Source organism: Abyssibius alkaniclasticus, assembly GCF_020447305.1.
Classification (GTDB): Bacteria; Pseudomonadota; Alphaproteobacteria; order Rhodobacterales; family Rhodobacteraceae; genus Abyssibius; species Abyssibius alkaniclasticus.
The window spans coordinates 2,441,720-2,460,411 of the sequence record NZ_CP095732.1; the positions used below are offsets into that span (position 1 = coordinate 2,441,720).

The 18,692-nt window shown below is 59.6% G+C and carries 18 protein-coding genes; 9 read left to right on the plus strand and 9 right to left on the minus strand.

Going from position 1 to position 18,692, the window contains the following annotated elements; translation table 11 throughout:
• Positions 1-86: 86 nt before the first annotated feature.
• A complete protein-coding gene (gene ssb / locus LGT41_RS12165; RefSeq protein WP_274127150.1) occupies positions 87-569 on the minus strand; it encodes a single-stranded DNA-binding protein in 483 nt (160 codons plus the stop codon).
• 167 nt (positions 570-736) lie between these two features.
• Between ssb and LGT41_RS12170 the strand changes: the two genes are divergently transcribed.
• Together LGT41_RS12170 and uvrA are read left to right on the plus strand one after the other, a co-directional pair.
• Positions 737-1,459 carry a lytic transglycosylase domain-containing protein gene (locus LGT41_RS12170; RefSeq protein WP_274127151.1) on the plus strand — a complete coding sequence of 241 codons (723 nt, stop codon included), beginning with the start codon at positions 737-739 and terminating at the stop codon, positions 1,457-1,459.
• Between the two features lie 114 nt (positions 1,460-1,573).
• Positions 1,574-4,408: an excinuclease ABC subunit UvrA gene (gene uvrA / locus LGT41_RS12175; RefSeq protein ID WP_274127152.1), complete on the plus strand. Its 2,835-nt coding sequence runs from the start codon at positions 1,574-1,576 to the stop codon at positions 4,406-4,408.
• Here uvrA and LGT41_RS12180 read toward each other — a convergent pair.
• From LGT41_RS12180 to LGT41_RS12205, 6 genes are all read right to left on the minus strand, one after another.
• Entirely contained in the window at positions 4,405-5,388 is a 984-nt protein-coding gene (locus tag LGT41_RS12180; RefSeq protein ID WP_274127153.1) for a hypothetical protein, read from the minus strand. The two genes, uvrA and LGT41_RS12180, sit on opposite strands and share 4 nt — an antisense overlap.
• A 208-nt stretch (positions 5,389-5,596) precedes the next feature.
• Entirely contained in the window at positions 5,597-6,475 is an 879-nt protein-coding gene (gene mmsB, locus LGT41_RS12185; protein WP_274127154.1) for a 3-hydroxyisobutyrate dehydrogenase, read from the minus strand.
• The gene (locus LGT41_RS12190; RefSeq protein ID WP_274127155.1) at positions 6,472-7,509 is read right to left on the minus strand and encodes an enoyl-CoA hydratase/isomerase family protein; all 1,038 of its coding nucleotides are present in this window, start codon (positions 7,507-7,509) and stop codon (positions 6,472-6,474) included. The genes mmsB and LGT41_RS12190 overlap by 4 nt, the downstream gene beginning before the upstream one ends.
• Positions 7,502-8,653, minus strand: coding sequence for an acyl-CoA dehydrogenase family protein (locus LGT41_RS12195; protein WP_274127156.1), 1,152 nt, complete (start codon positions 8,651-8,653; stop codon positions 7,502-7,504). The genes LGT41_RS12190 and LGT41_RS12195 overlap by 8 nt, the downstream gene beginning before the upstream one ends.
• Before the next feature lie 90 nt (positions 8,654-8,743).
• Positions 8,744-9,682, minus strand: coding sequence for a glycosyltransferase family 2 protein (locus tag LGT41_RS12200; protein ID WP_274127157.1), 939 nt, complete (start codon positions 9,680-9,682; stop codon positions 8,744-8,746).
• Between the two features lie 92 nt (positions 9,683-9,774).
• Positions 9,775-11,274: a CoA-acylating methylmalonate-semialdehyde dehydrogenase gene (locus LGT41_RS12205; protein ID WP_274127158.1), complete on the minus strand. Its 1,500-nt coding sequence runs from the start codon at positions 11,272-11,274 to the stop codon at positions 9,775-9,777.
• A gap of 99 nt (positions 11,275-11,373) precedes the next feature.
• Between LGT41_RS12205 and LGT41_RS12210 the strand changes: the two genes are divergently transcribed.
• The 6 genes from LGT41_RS12210 (at position 11,374) to LGT41_RS12235 (ending at position 15,409) form a co-directional block, all read left to right on the plus strand.
• On the plus strand, positions 11,374-12,282 hold the full coding sequence (locus LGT41_RS12210) for a LysR family transcriptional regulator (RefSeq protein WP_274127159.1): 909 nt from the start codon (positions 11,374-11,376) through the stop codon (positions 12,280-12,282).
• Positions 12,283-12,334: 52 nt separating this feature from the next.
• Complete coding sequence (locus LGT41_RS12215) at positions 12,335-12,772, plus strand: CBS domain-containing protein (RefSeq protein WP_274127160.1); 438 nt, start codon at positions 12,335-12,337, stop codon at positions 12,770-12,772.
• On the plus strand, positions 12,773-13,270 hold the full coding sequence (gene coaD, locus LGT41_RS12220; protein WP_274127161.1) for a pantetheine-phosphate adenylyltransferase: 498 nt from the start codon (positions 12,773-12,775) through the stop codon (positions 13,268-13,270). It begins immediately after the preceding gene.
• Between the two features lie 57 nt (positions 13,271-13,327).
• Entirely contained in the window at positions 13,328-13,834 is a 507-nt protein-coding gene (locus LGT41_RS12225; protein WP_274127162.1) for a peptidylprolyl isomerase, read from the plus strand.
• Positions 13,827-14,387: a peptidylprolyl isomerase gene (locus LGT41_RS12230; RefSeq protein WP_274127163.1), complete on the plus strand. Its 561-nt coding sequence runs from the start codon at positions 13,827-13,829 to the stop codon at positions 14,385-14,387. Before LGT41_RS12225 ends, LGT41_RS12230 begins: the two co-directional genes overlap by 8 nt.
• 68 nt (positions 14,388-14,455) lie before the next feature.
• Complete coding sequence (locus LGT41_RS12235; RefSeq protein WP_274127164.1) at positions 14,456-15,409, plus strand: DUF3179 domain-containing protein; 954 nt, start codon at positions 14,456-14,458, stop codon at positions 15,407-15,409.
• Positions 15,410-15,472: 63 nt separating this feature from the next.
• Here the strand turns inward: LGT41_RS12235 and tyrS are convergent, their stop codons facing one another.
• Complete coding sequence (gene tyrS, locus LGT41_RS12240) at positions 15,473-16,720, minus strand: tyrosine--tRNA ligase (protein WP_274127165.1); 1,248 nt, start codon at positions 16,718-16,720, stop codon at positions 15,473-15,475.
• A 66-nt stretch (positions 16,721-16,786) separates the two neighbouring features.
• Here tyrS and LGT41_RS12245 point away from each other — a divergent pair, with 66 nt between their 5' ends.
• Positions 16,787-17,842 (plus strand): anhydro-N-acetylmuramic acid kinase, encoded by a 1,056-nt coding sequence (locus LGT41_RS12245; protein WP_274127166.1) that lies wholly within the window; start codon positions 16,787-16,789, stop codon positions 17,840-17,842.
• A gap of 55 nt (positions 17,843-17,897) precedes the next feature.
• Here LGT41_RS12245 and LGT41_RS12250 read toward each other — a convergent pair whose 3' ends face one another.
• Complete coding sequence (locus LGT41_RS12250; protein WP_274127167.1) at positions 17,898-18,551, minus strand: alpha/beta hydrolase; 654 nt, start codon at positions 18,549-18,551, stop codon at positions 17,898-17,900.
• Positions 18,552-18,692 lie beyond the last annotated feature (141 nt).

Genomic DNA, 18,692 nt, shown 5'->3' on the forward strand with positions numbered 1-18,692 from the left:
CCGGACTTGATCCGGGACCTCAACCCCCAAGAAAGAGAGGCCCCGGATCAGGTCCGGGGCGGCTCGGTTCAGTTGGTGTGCATCGCCTAGAACGGAATATCATCGTCCAGATTGCTGCCGCCACCGCCCTGGTTTGCACCGCCGCTGCCAGAGCCGCCATAGCCGCCATCATTCTCGCCGCCATAGCTGGAGCCGCCGTTTCCACCACCGCCTTCGCCACGGCCATCCAGCAAAGTCATATTGCCGGTGAAGGGGCGCAGCACGACTTCGGTCGTATACCGGTCGGCGCCGCTTTGGTCTTGCCATTTGCGCGTTTCCAACTGCCCTTCAAGGTAAACCTTGGAGCCTTTGCGCAAATACTGCTCGGCGATCTTGCCCACAGGCTCGTTGAAAATGGCCACCTGGTGCCATTGCGTGCGCTCCTGCCGCTCGCCCGAATTCTTGTCGCGCCATGTTTCAGACGTGGCCACGCGCAGGTTTACCACCCGCCCGCCGTTCTGGAAGGTCCGCACTTCCGGGTCTGCCCCCAGATTTCCAACCAGAATTACCTTGTTTACGCTGCCAGCCATGTGGCCCCCCTAAGCTCGAATCCATTTGGCAAAGTGATACCGCTTTGCCCGTCAGATCACAATGTTGGTTACTCTATCCTGAACAGCAGAGCAAAATTATCGTGCGTCGTGCCGTAATTGCTGCTAATTTATGCCCAACAAGAAAAGAGGCAGAGCAGGAGCCCATCTTGAAACAATATTCAGCCGCCGTTTTATGCGGCGTGTTTGCCTATGCCCCCCTTGGCGCCAGCGCAGAAGGCCGCTGGTCGCAGCAATTTGCGCCCGCGGCAGGGGCCGAAACCGGAGTTGAAGCGGGGGCCGAAATTGCCGAAAATGCGGCGCCGGTCGAGGCCGAAACCATAGCACCCGTGCCCTGGTCCGAACTGTTTCCCGCCAGCCCCGGCCAGATCGAGATTGCCCGCAACGAGACCACGCAATACGCCACAACCGATATGCGCGCCTCGCTTGCCGCATTGAAGGCGCGCCAGCTTGCCTTTGCCGCCGCACAGGCCGCCAACCCCGTTCGGCCACGCTCCAACAGCGCCAATCTGCAAGATTATGCGCTGGCCGTGGCGCAGGATAACGGCATTCCCGGCGCAATGTTTTTGCGGCTGATCAACCAGGAATCGCGCTGGCAGCTTGATGCGCTGTCAACCGCCGGGGCGATGGGGCTGACGCAGCTTATGCCCTCTACCGCCGAATGGCTGGGGGTGGACCCGGCTGATCCCGTCCAGAATATCGAAGGCGGCGCGCGCTATCTGGCCATGCAATATGCCCGTTTCGGCACTTGGGAGCTTGCGCTTGCCGCCTATAATGCGGGCCCGGGCGCGGTAGAACGCTATGGCGGCATCCCCCCTTATCCGGAAACGCAAAACTATGTTTCTGTCATTCTGCCCGATCCAAGCATCTAGGCCTTTACAATTTGTAAATGACATCTTGCAAATGTTCCTGTTTTGATCTCATATTTCCCCTCGTAATTCGGGCGCAAACCATTACATCTGCCCCCGTATGAATTGGGGACAGGCATGGCCGAGCTGAAAAACATCGAGATTCGCGGTGCGCGCGAGCATAATCTGAAGAATATCGACATCGACATCCCGCGCGACAAGCTGGTGGTCATCACCGGCCTGTCGGGTTCGGGCAAATCCAGCCTTGCGTTTGATACGATCTATGCCGAAGGCCAGCGCCGCTATGTCGAAAGCCTGTCGGCCTATGCGCGCCAGTTCCTCGATATGATGCAAAAACCGGATGTCGACCATATTTCCGGCCTGTCGCCCGCCATTTCGATTGAACAAAAGACCACGTCGAAGAACCCGCGCTCGACCGTGGGCACGGTGACGGAGATCTACGACTATATGCGCCTGCTGTTCGCGCGCGTCGGCACGCCCTATTCACCGGCCACCGGCCTGCCGATCGAAGCGCAGCAAGTCTCAGAAATGGTTGATAAAATCATGAGCATGGAGGAGGGGACACGCGCCTATCTCCTTGCCCCCGTGCTGCGTGACCGCAAGGCCGAGTTCAAGAAGGAATTCGCCGAGTTGCGCAAGGCGGGCTTTCAACGCGTAAAGGTCGATGGCACGTTTTACGACATTGAGGACGCGCCCACGCTCGACAAGAAATTCCGCCATAATATCGACGTGGTGGTCGACCGTCTGGTCGTGAAAGAGGGGCTGGAAACCCGCCTTGCCGACAGTTTGCGCACCGCGCTGAACCTTGCCGACGGTATCGCAATCCTTGAAACCGCCACGGAGGAGCCGGAGCGAATTACCTTCTCCGAGAAATTCGCCTGCCCGGTTTCCGGCTTCACCATTGCCGAGATCGAGCCGCGCCTGTTTTCCTTCAACGCACCCTTCGGTGCCTGCCCGACCTGCGATGGTTTGGGGGTAGAGCTGTTTTTTGACGAGGCGCTTATCGTTCCGAACCAAGACCTTAGCCTGCTCAATGGCGCGCTTGCGCCCTGGGCGAAAACCAAATCGCCCTATTCGCGCCAAACGGTCGAGGCGATTGCCAAACACTACAAATTCGACAAATCACTGCCCTGGTCGGAATTGCCGGACCAGGCGCGGCAGGTCATGCTCTATGGCTCTGGCAAAGACGAGATCAAGTTCCGCTATGACGAAAACGGCCGCGTTTACGAGGTGTCGCGCGCCTTCGAAGGCATCATTCCGAATATGGAGCGCCGCTACCGCGAAACCGATAGCAGCTGGATTCGCGAAGATTTCGAGCGTTACCAGAACAACCGCCCCTGTGCCGCCTGTGAGGGCTTCCGTCTGCGCCCCGAGGCTTTGGCCGTGCGCATCAACAACTGCCATGCCGGCCATGTCGTGCAAATGTCCATTCAGCAAACGCTGGATTGGGTGGAAGCCGTGCCCGCCAGCCTGAACGAACAGAAGAACGAAATTGGCCGCGCAATCCTCAAGGAAATCCGCGAACGCCTTGGATTCCTTGTGAATGTCGGGCTGAACTATCTGACGCTCGCGCGCGCTTCCGGCACGCTTTCGGGCGGTGAAAGCCAGCGCATCCGGCTGGCCAGCCAGATCGGTTCGGGCCTGACGGGCGTGCTGTATGTGCTGGACGAGCCCAGCATCGGGCTGCACCAGCGCGATAATGGCCGCCTGCTCACCACGCTGAAAAACCTGCGCGACCAGGGCAATACGGTGATCGTCGTCGAGCATGATGAAGAGGCGATCCGCGAAGCCGATCATGTCATCGACATTGGCCCCGGTGCAGGTGTGCATGGCGGCGAAATCATCGTGGCCGGCACGCCGGATGCGGTTGGAAAATGCAAAAAATCGCTTACAGGCCAATATCTTACCGGAAACCGTAAAGTGCCGATCCCACCCGAGAGGCGCAAGGGCAATGGCAAGAAAGTGGTCATTACCGGCGCGAGCGGCAACAATTTGCAGGATGTCACCGCCGAATTTCCGCTTGGCCTGTTTTGCTGTGTGACCGGGGTTTCGGGTGGTGGCAAATCCACCCTGACAATTGAAACCCTGTTCAAAACCGCCTCGATGCGGCTGAACGGTGCGCACCAAGCGCCTGCGCCCTGCAAGTCTTTGAAAGGGTTGGAATATCTGGACAAGGTGATCGATATCGACCAGCGCGCCATTGGCCGCACGCCGCGCTCGAACCCCGCAACCTATACCGGCGCGTTTACGCCCATTCGCGACTGGTTTGCCGGCCTGCCGGAAGCCAAAGCGCGTGGCTACGGGCCGGGACGCTTCAGCTTCAACGTAAAAGGCGGGCGTTGCGAGGCCTGTCAGGGCGATGGCGTTATCAAGATCGAAATGCATTTCCTGCCCGATGTCTATGTGACCTGCGAAAGCTGCAAGGGCAAGCGTTACAACCGCGAAACTTTGGAAATCAAGTTCAAAAACAAAAGCATATCAGATGTTCTTGATATGACGGTTGAAGATGCTGAACAGTTCTTTTCCGCCGTGCCCGCCATTCGTGACAAGATGACAGCCTTGCTGCGCGTCGGCCTTGGCTATATCAAGGTTGGCCAGCAGGCGACCACGCTTTCCGGCGGCGAGGCGCAGCGCGTGAAGCTGTCTAAAGAGCTGTCAAAACGCGCGACGGGCCGCACGCTTTACATTCTCGATGAACCGACCACCGGCCTGCATTTCGAAGATGTGCGCAAACTGCTTGAGGTGCTGCATGAATTGGTCGATCAGGGCAATTCCGTGGTGGTGATCGAGCATAATCTCGACGTGATCAAAACCGCCGACTGGATTATCGATATCGGCCCCGAAGGCGGCGATGGCGGCGGTGAAATCGTCGCCACGGGCACGCCGGAAACGGTGGCACTGGCCAGGCGCAGCCATACCGGCCATTACCTGAAAGCAATGCTGAAAGCCTAGCGGTCGCGCTGCAGGCGTGTATCCAGGTCACGGCGGAACTGGCGGTTGCGCATCAGGCCATCGGCCACGATTTGCGCGGTTTGGGCATTGTTGCGCGACGTGCCCGCATTGCGCAAAAGCGCGCGAATATCGGCCGGATGTCGCTGGATGAAATTGTCGATGATCTGGCCGATCGTGCCGTTCAGCCGGTCGATCGCCACCTCCATCAGCACGCCATCGGCAATGTTCCCGCGCGCAATTTCACGCGCGGCGGCGTTCGAAACATTCTGCGTAAGCGGCCCCATTATCGCGCCGATAATCGCCCCCATCGCGGAATCCGGCACCGCATTTACCGCGGCATTCAACGCCTCGGTTGCCGATTCCTGCGCGGTTGGCGGGTTGCCAGCCAGCGTGCGCCCCAGCCGGGTCGAGGCGTTTTCAAGCTCGCGCGTGACATAGGCAATCGCCGCGCCGCGCACCAGCGCGCCAGCCGCAGCCGAACCGGCCACCGTAAAGGCGCTGGCCGAGCCCATTGAAAGAATATTGGCGCAGACATTGAGCGTTACAAACGAGGCATCGCGCGTAATTTCCAGCGCGCGCACGGTTTGCGCCGTGCCCACCATCATATTGTCCATATATTGCGACATCTGGCGGCAAAACCGCGATGATCCGCGAATCCAGGCCGGATAGAGCGCATAGAAATTGCGCATTCCGCGCGGGTTCATCATCCGGTCCATCATGTCGCGACGCCGCTTCAGCATCGCGGCCACGCGGGCATTGGGCAGGGTGGCGCCACCCACCGCCTCGACAACCAGCAGCATGACATTAAAACTGTGGCCGCGATTGTGGTAAGCCCAGTTTCGGTAGTGACCGTCAAACCTGAGCCTGGGCATGAGCCAAACATATTGCCGCGTCGCCTGCACAAGGCCGCGTTGTAGCCGGGTGATATCGCTGTCATCCAGGGTGACGACGCGACCGTTAAGTCGAACAGTAATTGGCATTCTTCACGCTCCGATAAAATCAATTGTTGAAATTTCAGAATCGTTAAAGGGAAAGAAACACTGAATAACCGATGTAAATACCGGCTGTAGACGGCGGCACAAAAGCCACTGCCTTATCGTGGCAGACCAGCGCCTGAAAATCAAACAATGCGTCAAAAAGCGGTTACATTGTTACTTCTGGCTTTGACATCACGGATATAATGTAACTTCAGTCCAGGCTGCGTCCGCGGGCTTCAAACCGTGGCAGCATGGCCGAAAAATCCTTGCCGCGGCCATCTTCCTCTTCGACAAAGGACCGATACAGCGCCAGCGCCAGCGCACCCATTGGCGTATCGGCATCGACCGCCGCGGCGGCCTGCTGGCTCAGGCGCAGGTCTTTAAGCATCAATTCGGCGGCAAAACCGGGCTTGTAGCCGTTATCGGCGGGCGATTTCGGGCCAATGCCGGGGGCGGGGCAATAGGCGTTCATGCTCCAGCTATAGCCCGATGAGGTTGAGACGACATCGAACATTTTCTGGCGGTCGAGGTTCAATTTGTCAGCCAAAGCAAAGGCTTCGCAGGTGGCCACCATTGTGGCACCCAAGATCATGTTGTTGCAGATTTTTGCCGCCTGGCCCGCGCCGGATTCGCCGCAATGCACCGCCTTTTGGCCCATGATTTCAAACAATGGGGCAGCCATCGCAAAGCCTGCATCGCTGCCACCAGCCATGAAGGTAAGCGTGCCGGCCGCCGCACCGCCAATGCCGCCGGAAACAGGTGCATCAACCGCCAAAAGCCCTGCATTAACAGCATCCTGGGCCACATCACGCGCGCTTTGAACATCGACGGTCGAACAATCAATCAGCACCGCACCCGCTGTAGACGCGGGAATGATCTCGGCATAGACACTGCGCAGAATTTCGCCATTGGGCAACATGGTGATGACCACATCCATGCCACGGGCCGCCTCGGCCGCCGATTGTGCCTGTTTCGCACCGTCAACCACTGTGCCAGCCACATCGAAACCCGATACCGCATGGCCTGCCCTGACAAGGTTGGCCGCCATTGGCGCCCCCATGTTCCCAAGGCCGATAAATCCGATTTTCATGAGGTTTCTCCTAGGTTTAGCGCGTCTTTTGGAAGTGGCATGAGCATTTTTGAAACATCCATGCCGCTGACATCCTCCAGCCGCGCATGTTGCCATTTCGGGTTGCGGTCCTTGTCGATCACCGCGGCGCGAATGCCTTCGATAAAGTCACCCTCTGATGCCGCGCGATAGGTGAACCGATATTCGGTTTGCAGGGCGAATGCGATGGAATCCATGCCGCGCACACGCCGCACAATGTCGAGTGTCGCGGCAACCGATATGGGTGAGTTGCGGCGCAAGGCCGCCTCGGTTTTCTGTGCAAAATCAGTGTCATCCAGCCCGTTCAGCACATCGCGGATGCTGCTGGCTGTGAAGATAGTGTCGACCCAAGCCTGATGCTGCGCAAGCGATGCGGGCGGGGCAGGCTGCGCGGCATGGTCGATCAGCGCGACATTCCCTGTGGATTCAAGGCCTTGCATGAGTGTGTTCCACTGCGCTTGCGGGATGAAATAGTCGGCAAACCCGGCATATATTGCGTTGCCAGCATCCATGCGCGTGCCGGTGCAACCCAAATATTCGCCCAAGCGCCCCGGCGCGCGCGCCAAAAGCAGCGAGCCGCCAACATCGGGGATGAGGCCGATGCCGCATTCCGGCATGGCAATCTGGCTGGTTTCGCACAGAATGCGGTGCGAGCCGTGGCAGGAAACACCAACACCGCCACCCATTGTAAACCCCTGCATGAACGCCACGTAAGGTTTTGGAAAGTTGAACAAAAACGCGTTGAGCCGGTATTCGTCGGCCCAGAATTTGCGGCCATATGCAAAGTCGCCGGCGCGCGCGGTATCATACATATGCTGGATGTCGCCACCCGCGCAAAAGGCGCGCGCGCCCGCCGCATCGATGATTACAAGATCGACCGCCGGATCATGCGCCCAGTCGCGCAAGGCCGCCTCGATTTTCAGCACCATGTCATAGGTCAGCGCGTTCAGCGCATCGGGGCGGTTGAGAGTGATGCGCCCGGCGCGGCCGGAGATTCTGATAATGATATCAGCCATTTGTATGCTCGGCCAAAACTGCGCGCGCAATGATCATCCGCATGACTTCGTTGGTGCCTTCCAGAATTTGATGCACGCGCAAATCGCGCACGATCTTCTCGATCCCGTAATCGGCCAGATAGCCATAGCCGCCCAGCAATTGCAGGGCATTATTGGCCACGCCAAAGGCGGTATCGGTGACAAACCGCTTGGCCATAGCGCAATGGCGGGTGGCATCGGGCGTGGCTGAATCGAGCTTCCATGCCGCCTGACGCAGCAAAACGCGGGCGGCGGCCAGCTCGGTTTCCATATCGGCAAGGCGGAATTGCAGCGCCTGAAACTGGTTGAGCGGTTTGCCGAAAGCCTGCCGCTCGGCCATATAATCCAGCGCGATCTTCATGGCCTGCTGCGCACCGCCAAGCGCCGAGGCGGCGATGTTCAGACGCCCGCCATCCAGCCCCTGCATGGCATAGATAAAGCCCGCGCCCTCATCACCCAGCAGGTTTTCGGCGGGTGTGATGCAGCCATCAAACTGCACCTGCCGCGTGGGCTGCGCGCGCCAGCCCATCTTGTCCTCCAGCCCGCCAAAGCTAAGACCGGGGGCACCGGATGGCACAAGCAGCGCCGAAATTCCCCTGGGGCCATCGCCGCCGGTGCGCGCCATGACAATGTAAAGATCGGAATAGCCGCCACCGGATATGAAGGCTTTGGTGCCATCAAGCCTGTAGCCGCCATCGCCCATTTCCGCGCGGGTGCGCAGCGCCGCCGCATCAGAGCCGGAACCAGGTTCGGTCAGGCAATAAGAGGCAACGATATCCATGCTGATCAGGCCGGGCAGGTAGCGGGTGCGCGCCGCATCGCTGGCATGGCTCGCCACCATTTTTGCGCACATATTGTGGATGGACAGGAACGAGGCGACAGCGGGGCAGGCCATAGACAGCGCCTCGAACACCAGGGTCGCATCCAGCCGCGAAAGCCCGGTGCCGCCCATGTCTTCGGGCACATACATGGCGGCAAAGCCAAGCTCGGCGGCGGCTTGCAGCACTTGGCGCGGAATGGTGCCATCCGCCTCCCACTGGCGGGCATGGGGGGCGATTTCGCTTTGGCCAAACTGATAGGCCATGTCGAAAATCATCTGCTGTTCTTCGGTCAGGGCAAAATCCATGCGGGCCTCCGGCAAGAAATGAACATTTGTTTAGTTCAACCCAGATGCAAGTGAATTGCAAGCGTGTTGATGCTGCTTTGCCCGATATCGCTACAGTTCCGGCGCAGATGCAAGTCGGCTTCGGTATTCCTTTAGCGCGGCGTCTTCGGCCTTTGCCACCTTCGGCATTGCGCGCATCGTTGCCATGAGATTTTCGAGCTGCGGGCGATATTTGGCGATCGAGCGATCAAGCACATCATTCTGGTTGTAGCGTTCGAAATAATCAGCGTTGTGGCGGCGTTTATCCGCATTTGCGCCAAGGCCGCGACGCTGGCGCTGCACAAAACTGTCGCGCGTCTTGACAGCATAGTGGTTGATTTGCGCGATGTCATAACTCACCTTTTCAGGCGGGATGTTTCGCAACGTCTGCCAAAGCTCGGGGTAATGAGCCTCTGGCACGTCAATCGGTTTGAGCGCGCCGTTGAGAACACATAGCGGTGCGGCCCCGATATAGGATTTCGGGCTATGATTGGCGAGAAGGTCAAACTTTTCTGGTGTCAGCACGAGCGACTTCACCACCGAACTTTGGCGCCGCTCGATTGCCATTGCATGTTCAAATTGCGCTGTAACGCAGCCGGGTTGCCACTGGCGGCGATGCCCGTCACCAAAGTTGCGCCAGTTCAGGCAAAGCAGGTCGGCCCCGTCGGGTATGGCCTTCAGCAGCGCGTGCAACATGCCGTCGCCGATATGTATGTTCAGGAATTCATCGCAATCCAGCACGATCAGATGATCAAATCCATCGCCCCTGTTTTGCCGGCGGTGGCGGCGATAGGCGGTTGGCTGCGCGAATGATTTTTCGCCAACCGGGTTGTCAAACCGGCGGCAATAGCCCGCATCCGCCAGTGCTGAAAGCAACGCGACCGTGCCATCGGTGCAATCATTGGTATAGATGCAGATATCATCAAAACCAAGCAGATGGTGGTGCGCAACCCATTCCAGCATGAAGACCGCCTCGTCCTTGACGCAGGAAATGAGCTGGGTTTTCGGCATATGGATATCGGCTCACCGTAAGAAGGGCAGGGCGGACATTCACAACGCCTGCCAAAGGCAAACGGCCCCGGATTTCGCCGGGGCCGCTTGGTTCAATCCATCGTCGGAATGGAGAAGGCAGCGCCCTCTTTGGTGCCCGAAGGCCAGCGCGCGGTAACCGTTTTGGTGCGGGTATAAAAGCGGAACGCATCGGGGCCGTGCTGGTTGAGGTCGCCAAAGGCCGACTTTTTCCAGCCGCCAAAGGTGTGATAGGCCAAAGGCACGGGGATGGGCACGTTCACACCGATCATGCCGATATTGATACGGTTGGCAAAGTCGCGCGCCGTGTCGCCATCGCGGGTGAAAATGGCGACGCCGTTGCCATATTCATGGTCCATCGCGTAGCCAAGCGCCTCTTCATAGGTTTTGGCGCGCACGGTTGAAAGCACGGGGCCGAAAATTTCCTGCTTGTAAATGTCCATATCGGTGGTGACATGGTCAAACAGGCAGGCACCCACGAAATTGCCGCTTTCATAGCCCTGCAATTTGAAATCGCGGCCATCGACAACCAGCTTCGCGCCCTGCTCAACGCCCGAATTTACAAGGCCGAGGATTTTTTCCTTGGCGGCGGCGGTGATAACCGGGCCGAAATCGACATCATTGCCCGCGGTATAGGGGCCGATTTTCAGCGCCTCTACGCGGGGGGTAAGCTTTTCGATCAGCCTATCGGCGGTTTCATCGCCCACGGGCACGGCCACCGAAATTGCCATGCAGCGTTCGCCCGCCGCGCCATAACCCGCACCGATCAGCGCATCGGCGGCCTGGTCCATATCGGCATCTGGCATGATGATCATGTGGTTCTTGGCACCGCCAAAGCACTGCACGCGCTTGCCATTGGCGCAGCCGCGCTCGTAAATATAGGCGGCGATGGGGGTGGAGCCGACAAAGCCGACCGCGCCGATATCGGCATTGTCCAGAATTGCATCCACGGCTTCCTTGTCGCCGTTCACAACCTGCAAAATACCATCGGGCAGGCCGGCTTCCTTCATCAACTCGGCCAGCATCAGCGGCACAGACGGGTCACGTTCCGAGGGTTTCAGAATGAAGGCGTTGCCGCAAACGATGGCGGGGCAGAATTTCCACATCGGAATCATCGCCGGAAAGTTGAAGGGCGTAATGCCAGCCGCCACACCAACCGGCTGGCGGATGGAATACATATCAATGCCGGGGCCAGCAGAATCGGTGAATTCGCCCTTCAGCAAATGCGGCGCGCCGATGCAAAACTCGGCCACTTCAAGGCCGCGAATAACGTCGCCCTTCGCATCGGGCAGGGTTTTGCCGTGTTCGCGGCTCAGCGCCTCGGCCAGCTTGTCCATGTCGCGGTGCAGCAGGCGGACGAATTCCATCATCACACGCGCACGGCGCTGCGGGTTTACGGCGGCCCAGGCGGGCTGGGCGGCTTTTGCGGCGGCAACAGCGGCATCAAGCTCGGCCCTGGAGGCCAGCGGCGCTTTGGCCTGCACGTCGCCCGTGGCGGGGTTGTAGATATCGGCAAAGCGGCCCGATGTGCCTTTGACATGCGCGCCGTTGATCCAGTGGGTAAGCTCTTGCATTTGGTCCTCCATTTGGTTGCCGCCAGCATATCCTTGCAAATTTGCTGTGGAAAGGCGAAGTTTCCCAAAAGCATCATGCAAAAATGCAAAGAGGTGGCGATGCCCGACTGGGATGATCTGCGCATATTTCTGGCCGTGTCGCGCAGCGAAAGCCTGTCGGGCGCGGGCAAGGCGCTACGGCTTGACCCGGCCACGGTGGGCCGGCGCATTGCCAAGCTGGAAGAGGCAATGGGCGCGCGGCTGTTTGTGCGCAATCCGCAGGGTTACGCGCTAACGGTGGATGGCCAGCGCCTTGTGGCCCATGCCGCGCAGGCCGAACTGGCCGTGGCGGGCGCGATGGATGAGCTGCGCGGCACGGCGGGCAGCCTGACGGGGCAAATCCGCATTGGTGCGCCCGATGGCAGCGCGAATTACCTTCTGCCGCAGGTGGTGGCCGCCATTTGCGATGAAAACCCGGGGCTGGATGTGCAGATTGTCGCCCTGCCGCGCGTGGTCAACCTGTCCAAGCGCGAGGCCGATATGGCGATTGCCGTATCCCGCCCCGCCACCGGCCGGCTGACCGTGCAAAAGCTGACCGATTACAAGCTGCACCTTGCTGCTGCGCGCAGCTATCTGGCACGCCATGCGCCGATTGAAACGCTCAACGATCTCCAGCACCACCGGATGATCGGCTATATCCCCGATCTGATTTTTGATTCCGAGCTGGACTATCTGGCCGAAACCGGGGTGAAAGGGCTTGGCCTTGCCTCGAACTCGGTTTCGGTGCAGTTCAACTGGGTGCGCCTGGGGGCAGGGGTGGCGATTGTGCATGACTTTGCCCTGCCTGCCGCCCCCGATCTGGTGCGCATCCTGCCCGGTCAGCTAAGCCTGACACGCAGCTTTTACCTTATCCGCCACCCCGATGACCGCCGCGTTGACAGGCTGAACCGCTTTGCCGAGGCGCTGGCAGCGGGCGTGCGGCGCGAGGTTGCGCGGCTAGAAGCGCAGGTCGATATCGAGCAAGCTTGACATATTTATGAACTCGGTTGCACGATAGCGATCACACAACCTGGGGGCCGATATGCTGGTAAAAAACATTCTCGACCAAAAGCCGATTGGCGGGGTTCTGACAATCAAATCAACCAATTCACTTATGGACGCCGCAAGGATCCTGTCGGAAAAGCGCATCGGTGCGCTGATCGTTTCGGATAGCGAGGGCAGCGTCGACGGGATTTTGTCGGAACGCGACATCGTGCGCGAGCTTGGGCGCAGCGGCACAGCCTGCATGACAGAAAACGTTGCCAGCATCATGACCGACACGGTCATCGCCTGCCACCCGACTGATAATGTGATGAGCGTGATGGGCAAAATGACCGACGGGCGTTTCCGCCATATGCCGGTGCTGGATGAGGGCAAGCTCGTTGGCGTTGTGTCGATTGGCGATGTCGTGAAAGGGCGTATAGGTGAGATTGAATCGGAAAATTCGGCCCTTGCCGACATGATCGCCGGCAACGCCTGAATGCAGCGCATAGGGCTTTACCCCGGCACGTTTGACCCGGTGACATTGGGGCATCTGGACGTCATCCGCCGCACAAGCGCGCTGGTGGATGAATTGGTGATCGGCGTGGCCATCAACCGCGACAAGGGCCCGCTGTTTTCGCTGGAAGAGCGCGTGGCGATGATCGAGGCGGAATGCGCGCCGATTTCCGAGCGCACGGGCATGAAAATTCGTGTGCATCCATTCGAAAACCTGCTGATTGATTGCGCGCGCGAAGTGGGGGCGGGCATGATCGTGCGCGGGCTGCGCGCGGTGTCGGACTTTGAATATGAGTTTCAGATGGTCGGCATGAACCGCGCTTTGGATGATTCCATTGAAACGGTGTTCCTGATGGCCGAAGCCGCGCATCAGGCGATTGCCTCCAAGCTTGTGAAGGAAATCGCACGGCTGGGCGGCGATGTTGCACCCTTTGTGCCGCAAGCGATTGTAAGCGCATTGAAGCGGAAACTTGGCAACTAAGGCTTTTCCTTTGGCCATTGGTTCATTAGGTAGAACCAAACGCAAAAGGAGAGCCCGATGGCCGAAATCAAAGATCCTGAAAACACAATCCTGCTGGAACTGACCGGCGGCACGGTGACAATCGAGCTTCTTGCCGATGTTGCCCCGCTGCATTGCGCCCGGATGAAAGAACTCGCCCGCAGCGGCGCCTATGACAATGTGGCCTTTCACCGGGTGATTGACGGGTTCATGGCGCAAACCGGCGATGTGGCCAATGGCAATATGGAAAAAGACTTCAACCTGCGCATGGCGGGCACCGGGGGTTCCGATATGCCGAACCTGAAGGCCGAGTTTTCGAGCCTGCCGCATGACCGTGGCACAATCGGCGCGGCCCGCAGCCAGAACCCCGATAGCGCCAATTCGCAGTTCTTCATCAACTTCAAAGACAACCATTTCCTGAACGGCCAATACACCGTTTATGGCCGCGTGCTGGAAGGCATGGAGCATGTCGATGCCATCGTGCGCGGCGAGCCGCCCGCAAACCCCGACCGGATGATCAGCATGAAGGTGGCCGCCGATGCGTAAAATTCTGGCAACATTGGCGCTGGTCGCACTGGCGGGCGCGGTTTCGGCGCAAACAATGGTCATTACGCTTGGGGGCGGGGTCGAGGGCGAGGTGCGCATCCAACTGCGCCCCGATCTGGCCCCCCAGCATGTGGAGCGTCTGACCGAGCTGGCCAATTCCGGCGCTTATGATGGCGTGGTGTTCCACCGCGTGATCGAAGGTTTCATGGCGCAAACCGGCGATGTGCAATATGGCCGGCTGGAAACCTTTGCCCAGGGCGGTGCCGGGCGCGGTGGCTCTGATCTGCCCGACCTGCCGGCGGAATTTTCCGATGTGCCTTACGAGCGCGGCATTCTTGGCATGGCCCGCAGCCAAAGCCCGGATAGTGCCAATTCGCAATTCTTCATCATGTTCGCCCCTTACCCCAGCCTGAACGGGCAATATACCGTTGTCGGCGAAGTGGTGTCGGGCATGGAATTTGTCGATGATATCAAGCGCGGCACGGGTGCAAACGGCATGGTTGCAGCCGACCCCGATTATATGGCGCGCGTCGTGGTCGAGCCTGCACAATAGCTCACCACGCTACACTTCGCTGTGCGCGGGGCTGGTGCAAGCTGGCCCCGTTCGGCATTCTGGGGGGCATGAAACACATCACGCTTGCCCTGTGCTTGTTTGCAGCGCCATTGGCTGCCCAGGCACCGTTCTGGGAAAACGAGTGGCCCAATACCGATTTTTCCAACACATCGGTGGCGTTTACCGAAATCCTGTCAGGCGGGCCGGGGCGCGACGGTATTCCCGCGCTTGACGATCCGGCCTATGAGCCCGCAGCCGATGCGGCGCTGGTTGCCACCGAACCGGTCATGGTGGTCGAGTTGAACGGCCAGGCCCGTGCCTTTCCCATCCGCTATCTGATGTGGCACGAGATTGCCAATACCGAAGTGGGCGGCGTGCCGGTGGCCGTAACCTTCTGCCCTTTGTGCAATGCCGGCCTTGTGTTTGACAGGCGGCTCGACGGGCAGGTGCTGGATTTTGGCGTAACCGGAAAGCTGCGCTTTTCCGGCCTGGTCATGTATGACCGCCAAACCGAAAGCTGGTGGCAACAGTTTACCGGCCAGGGGATTGTTGGTGATATGAACGGTGCGCGGCTCGATGTGCTGGTGAGCTGGATGTCGTCATGGCAGGATTTTGTGGCCGAGTTCCCGAATGGCGAGGTGCTGGCCCGCCCAGATGTGGCGCGTAATTACGGCACCAACCCCTATGGCGGATATGACAGCGCGGCGCGCCCGTTTCTGTATACCGGCGAAATGCCGCCCTTTGACATTCCGCCGCTTGCACGTGTCATTCAGGTGGGCAAGCGGGCCTGGTTGCTTGATCGGCTGCAACGATCAACCGAAATTGTTGAAGATGGCGTGCGGATTAAATGGGAAAGCGGCATGAACTCGCCGCTGGATACAGCGCGCATCGCCCAGGGGCGCAATATAGGCGCGATAAGGGTTTATGATGCGCAGAGCGGCGCACCGCTTGTGCATGACGTGGTGTTCGCCTTCGCCTTTCATGCCTTCGTGCCCGATGGGCGCTGGATGCTCGGCGACTAGGTTCGGGCGGGTCTGACCCCGCCGGCAGATGCCTCCGGCGGGGATATTTTCAAGCAAAAGATGCTAGGTGAGTCGTGCCAGGGCATGGCGTTTCTTGCCCGCCGAAAGCTTCAGCGGTTCGGCAAGGTCGGCGGCGGTGATCATGCGCCCGGCATCGGTTTGCAACTCGTCATTCAGCCGTGCGCCGGATTCAGCCACAAGGCGCTTGGCCTCCTTGCCGCTGGCGGCAAGCCCCGCGCGCACGAAAAGCTGGGCGAGTGACATTCCATCGCCAAGGTCGGCGGCGTTCAGCGTGATGGTGGGCAGATCATCGCCCACGCCACCGGCTTCAAACACCTCGCGCGCGGTGGCTGCGGCGGCGCTGGCCGCCTCGGCTCCGTGGGCCAGCCCGGTGATTTCATTGGCCAGCACGATCTTCGCCTCGTTGATTTCGGCCCCTTCAAGCGCGGCAAGGCGGGCGCAATCTTCAAGCGGCAATTCGGTGAACAGCTTGAGGAAGCGATGGACATCGGCATCGGCCGTATTGCGCCAGTATTGCCAGAATTCGTAAGGTGCCAGCTTGTCGGCATTCAGCCATATCGCCCCCTGCGCCGATTTGCCCATTTTGGAGCCATCGGCCTTGGTGATCAGCGGTGTGGTCAACCCGAAGACCTGCGCCCCCGCAATGCGGCGCGACAAATCGATACCGTTCACGATATTGCCCCACTGGTCGGACCCGCCCATTTGCAGCAGGCAGCCGTGACGCTTGTAAAGTTCCTGAAAATCATAGGCTTGCAGCAGCATGTAGTTGAATTCAAGAAAGGTCAGCGGCTGCTCGCGATTGAGCCGCAGCTTCACGGACTCAAAGCTCAGCATCCGGTTGATGGTGAAATGCTGGCCGTAATCGCGCAAGAAGGCGATGTATTTCAGCTCGTCCAGCCATGTCGCGTTATTCTCGCGGATGGCCCCGGTTTCGGGCGTAAAATCCAGATACTGGTTGAAGACTTTGAAAATGCCCTCGATGTTTTTGTCGATCGCGGCAGTGTCGAGCAGCTGGCGCGCCTCGTCACGGCCCGAAGGATCGCCGATTTTCGAGGTGCCGCCGCCCATCAGCACGATCGGGCGGTGGCCGGTTTTCTGCAGCCAGCGCAAGATCATGATCTGCACGAGCGAGCCGATATGCAGGCTGTCGGCGGTCGCATCAAAACCGATATAGCCCGGCACCACGCCCGCCGTCAGGGCATCGTCCAGCCCTTCAAGATCGGTGCAATCCTGCATGAAGCCACGGTCGATCATCACGCGCAGGAATTCAGATTTCGGTTTGCTCAGCATCGGCTTGTCCTTTTCAGTCGTCGCGGGCGGTTGTAATGCTTTCATTGAACGAATGAAAGGGCGGACATGCGGGCAGTTGGACTGATGAGCGGCACCTCGATGGATGGGGTGGATGCGGCGATCATCGACACCGATGGACGCACAATCGATGCGCTTGGCGCGACCGCGTTTCTGGCCTATCCGCCTGAGGCGCAGGCCGAATTGCGCGCCCGGCTTGGCTGCTGGCCGGGGGCCAGGCTTGCGCCTGCCCACCGGCATGTGCTGCACCTGCACGCCCAGGCGGTGGCCGCGCTGCCCAAACCCGATGTGGTGGGGTTTCACGGGCAAACCCTGGCGCATGACCCCGCCAATGCGCGCACGCATCAACTGGGCGATGGGGCCGCGCTGGCCCGCCTGACCGGCTGCAAGGTCGTATGGGATTTTCGCAGCGCCGATATGGCGGCAGGCGGGCAGGGTGCGCCGCTTGTGCCGCTCTACCACCATGCTTTGGCGCGCTTTCTGGGGCTGACGCGGCGCACCGTGTTCCTGAATCTTGGCGGTGTCGCCAATATCAGCATAATCGAGCCGAATTTACCCGATGGCGCCCCCGGCGCCGTGGCCGCGCGCGATACCGGCCCGGCAAGCGCTTTGCTCGATGACTTCATGCGCACGCGCCTTGGCCGGCCATATGACGAAAACGGCGCGCTCGCCGCTTCGGGACAGGTGCAAACAGGTCTGGTCAGCGCGGCTTTGGCCGACCCGTGGTTTGCACGCACAGGCCCGAAATCGGCGGACCGCAACCAGTTTCACGGGCTTCTCGCGCAGGTGCAATCCTTGCCCGATGCCGACGCCGCCGCAACGCTGAGCGCCTTTACCGCCGCGAGCATTGCGCTGGCCGCGCCCGATGGCGCCGACTGGCTGGTCATGGGCGGTGGGCGCAGGAATGCCACGCTGATGGCGTTGCTTGCGCAACATCTGGGCCAAACCCCGCGCGATATCGATGCGCTTGGCCTGAACGGCGATATGATCGAGGCGCAGGCCTTTGGTTATCTTGCCGTGCGCGTGTTGCACGGCCTGCCCACAAGCCTGCCATCCACCACCGGCTGCGCACGGCCCGTCTGCGGTGGTCGCATCGCAGCCTAAATCATCTTTTGCTTGAAAATATCCCCGCCGGAGGCTCCGGCGGGCAAGGCATATCCTAACGGATATCAGGCTCGCCCAAACGCCGCGTAACATAGGCTTTTACCGACTCAATCATCGGGTCCATGCCGGTTTCAAAGAAATGGCCGGCATCGGGCACGGTTTCATGGGTAATGGTAATGCCCTTTTGCTGCTGCAAACGCTCGGTCAGCCCCTCAACATCGGCGGGCGGCACAACCCGGTCGGCTGAACCGTTGATGATCAGCCCCGAGGCCGGGCAGGGGGCCAGAAAGGTAAAGTCATACATATTCGCCGGTGGGGCGACAGAAATGAAACCCGAAATCTCGGGCCGGCGCATCAGCAATTGCATACCGATCCAGGCACCAAAGGAAAAGCCTGCCACCCAGCATGTGCGGGCATTGGGGTTTTGCGCCTGCAAATAATCCAGCGCCGAGGCGGCGTCGGACAGCTCGCCTATCCCCTGATCATACTCGCCCTGGCTGCGGCCGACACCGCGAAAGTTGAAACGCAGACAGGTAAACCCCATCTGGTAAAAGGCGTAGTGCAGGTTATAAGTCACCTTGTTGTTCATCGTGCCGCCATAGCGCGAATCCGGGTGCAGGATGATGGCGATTGGTGCGTTCTTTTCCTTTTGCGGATGATAGCGGCCCTCGAGCCGGCCTTCGGGGCCTGGGAAAATAACTTCGGGCATCAATCGCTCCTTGTAAACGCCACCGGAATTTTCGGTCCGGGGCCAAATCAGTGTCTGTCGAATGCTTGACAGTTTCACTCGGACAACCTAGAAGCATTCTAAAGTAGCGGGCGCACCGCCTTGCATGGTCAAGTAAGGCCA

Bases quoted from the DNA above. Each gene is read 5' to 3' on its own strand.
- LGT41_RS12230 (WP_274127163.1), top strand. From the start codon at position 13,827: ATGCGTAAAATTCTGGCAACATTGGCGCTGGTCGCACTGGCGGGCGCG.
- LGT41_RS12210 (WP_274127159.1), top strand. From the start codon at position 11,374: ATGCCCGACTGGGATGATCTGCGCATATTTCTGGCCGTGTCGCGCAGC.
- LGT41_RS12215 (WP_274127160.1), top strand. From the start codon at position 12,335: ATGCTGGTAAAAAACATTCTCGACCAAAAGCCGATTGGCGGGGTTCTG.
- LGT41_RS12195 (WP_274127156.1), bottom strand. From the start codon at position 8,653: ATGGATTTTGCCCTGACCGAAGAACAGCAGATGATTTTCGACATGGCC.
- LGT41_RS12235 (WP_274127164.1), top strand. From the start codon at position 14,456: ATGAAACACATCACGCTTGCCCTGTGCTTGTTTGCAGCGCCATTGGCT.
- ssb (WP_274127150.1), bottom strand. From the start codon at position 569: ATGGCTGGCAGCGTAAACAAGGTAATTCTGGTTGGAAATCTGGGGGCA.
- LGT41_RS12200 (WP_274127157.1), bottom strand. From the start codon at position 9,682: ATGCCGAAAACCCAGCTCATTTCCTGCGTCAAGGACGAGGCGGTCTTC.
- tyrS (WP_274127165.1), bottom strand. From the start codon at position 16,720: ATGCTGAGCAAACCGAAATCTGAATTCCTGCGCGTGATGATCGACCGT.
- LGT41_RS12225 (WP_274127162.1), top strand. From the start codon at position 13,328: ATGGCCGAAATCAAAGATCCTGAAAACACAATCCTGCTGGAACTGACC.
- LGT41_RS12245 (WP_274127166.1), top strand. From the start codon at position 16,787: ATGCGGGCAGTTGGACTGATGAGCGGCACCTCGATGGATGGGGTGGAT.
- LGT41_RS12180 (WP_274127153.1), bottom strand. From the start codon at position 5,388: ATGCCAATTACTGTTCGACTTAACGGTCGCGTCGTCACCCTGGATGAC.
- LGT41_RS12190 (WP_274127155.1), bottom strand. From the start codon at position 7,509: ATGGCTGATATCATTATCAGAATCTCCGGCCGCGCCGGGCGCATCACT.
- mmsB (WP_274127154.1), bottom strand. From the start codon at position 6,475: ATGAAAATCGGATTTATCGGCCTTGGGAACATGGGGGCGCCAATGGCG.
- LGT41_RS12250 (WP_274127167.1), bottom strand. From the start codon at position 18,551: ATGCCCGAAGTTATTTTCCCAGGCCCCGAAGGCCGGCTCGAGGGCCGC.
- coaD (WP_274127161.1), top strand. From the start codon at position 12,773: ATGCAGCGCATAGGGCTTTACCCCGGCACGTTTGACCCGGTGACATTG.
- uvrA (WP_274127152.1), top strand. From the start codon at position 1,574: ATGGCCGAGCTGAAAAACATCGAGATTCGCGGTGCGCGCGAGCATAAT.
- LGT41_RS12205 (WP_274127158.1), bottom strand. From the start codon at position 11,274: ATGCAAGAGCTTACCCACTGGATCAACGGCGCGCATGTCAAAGGCACA.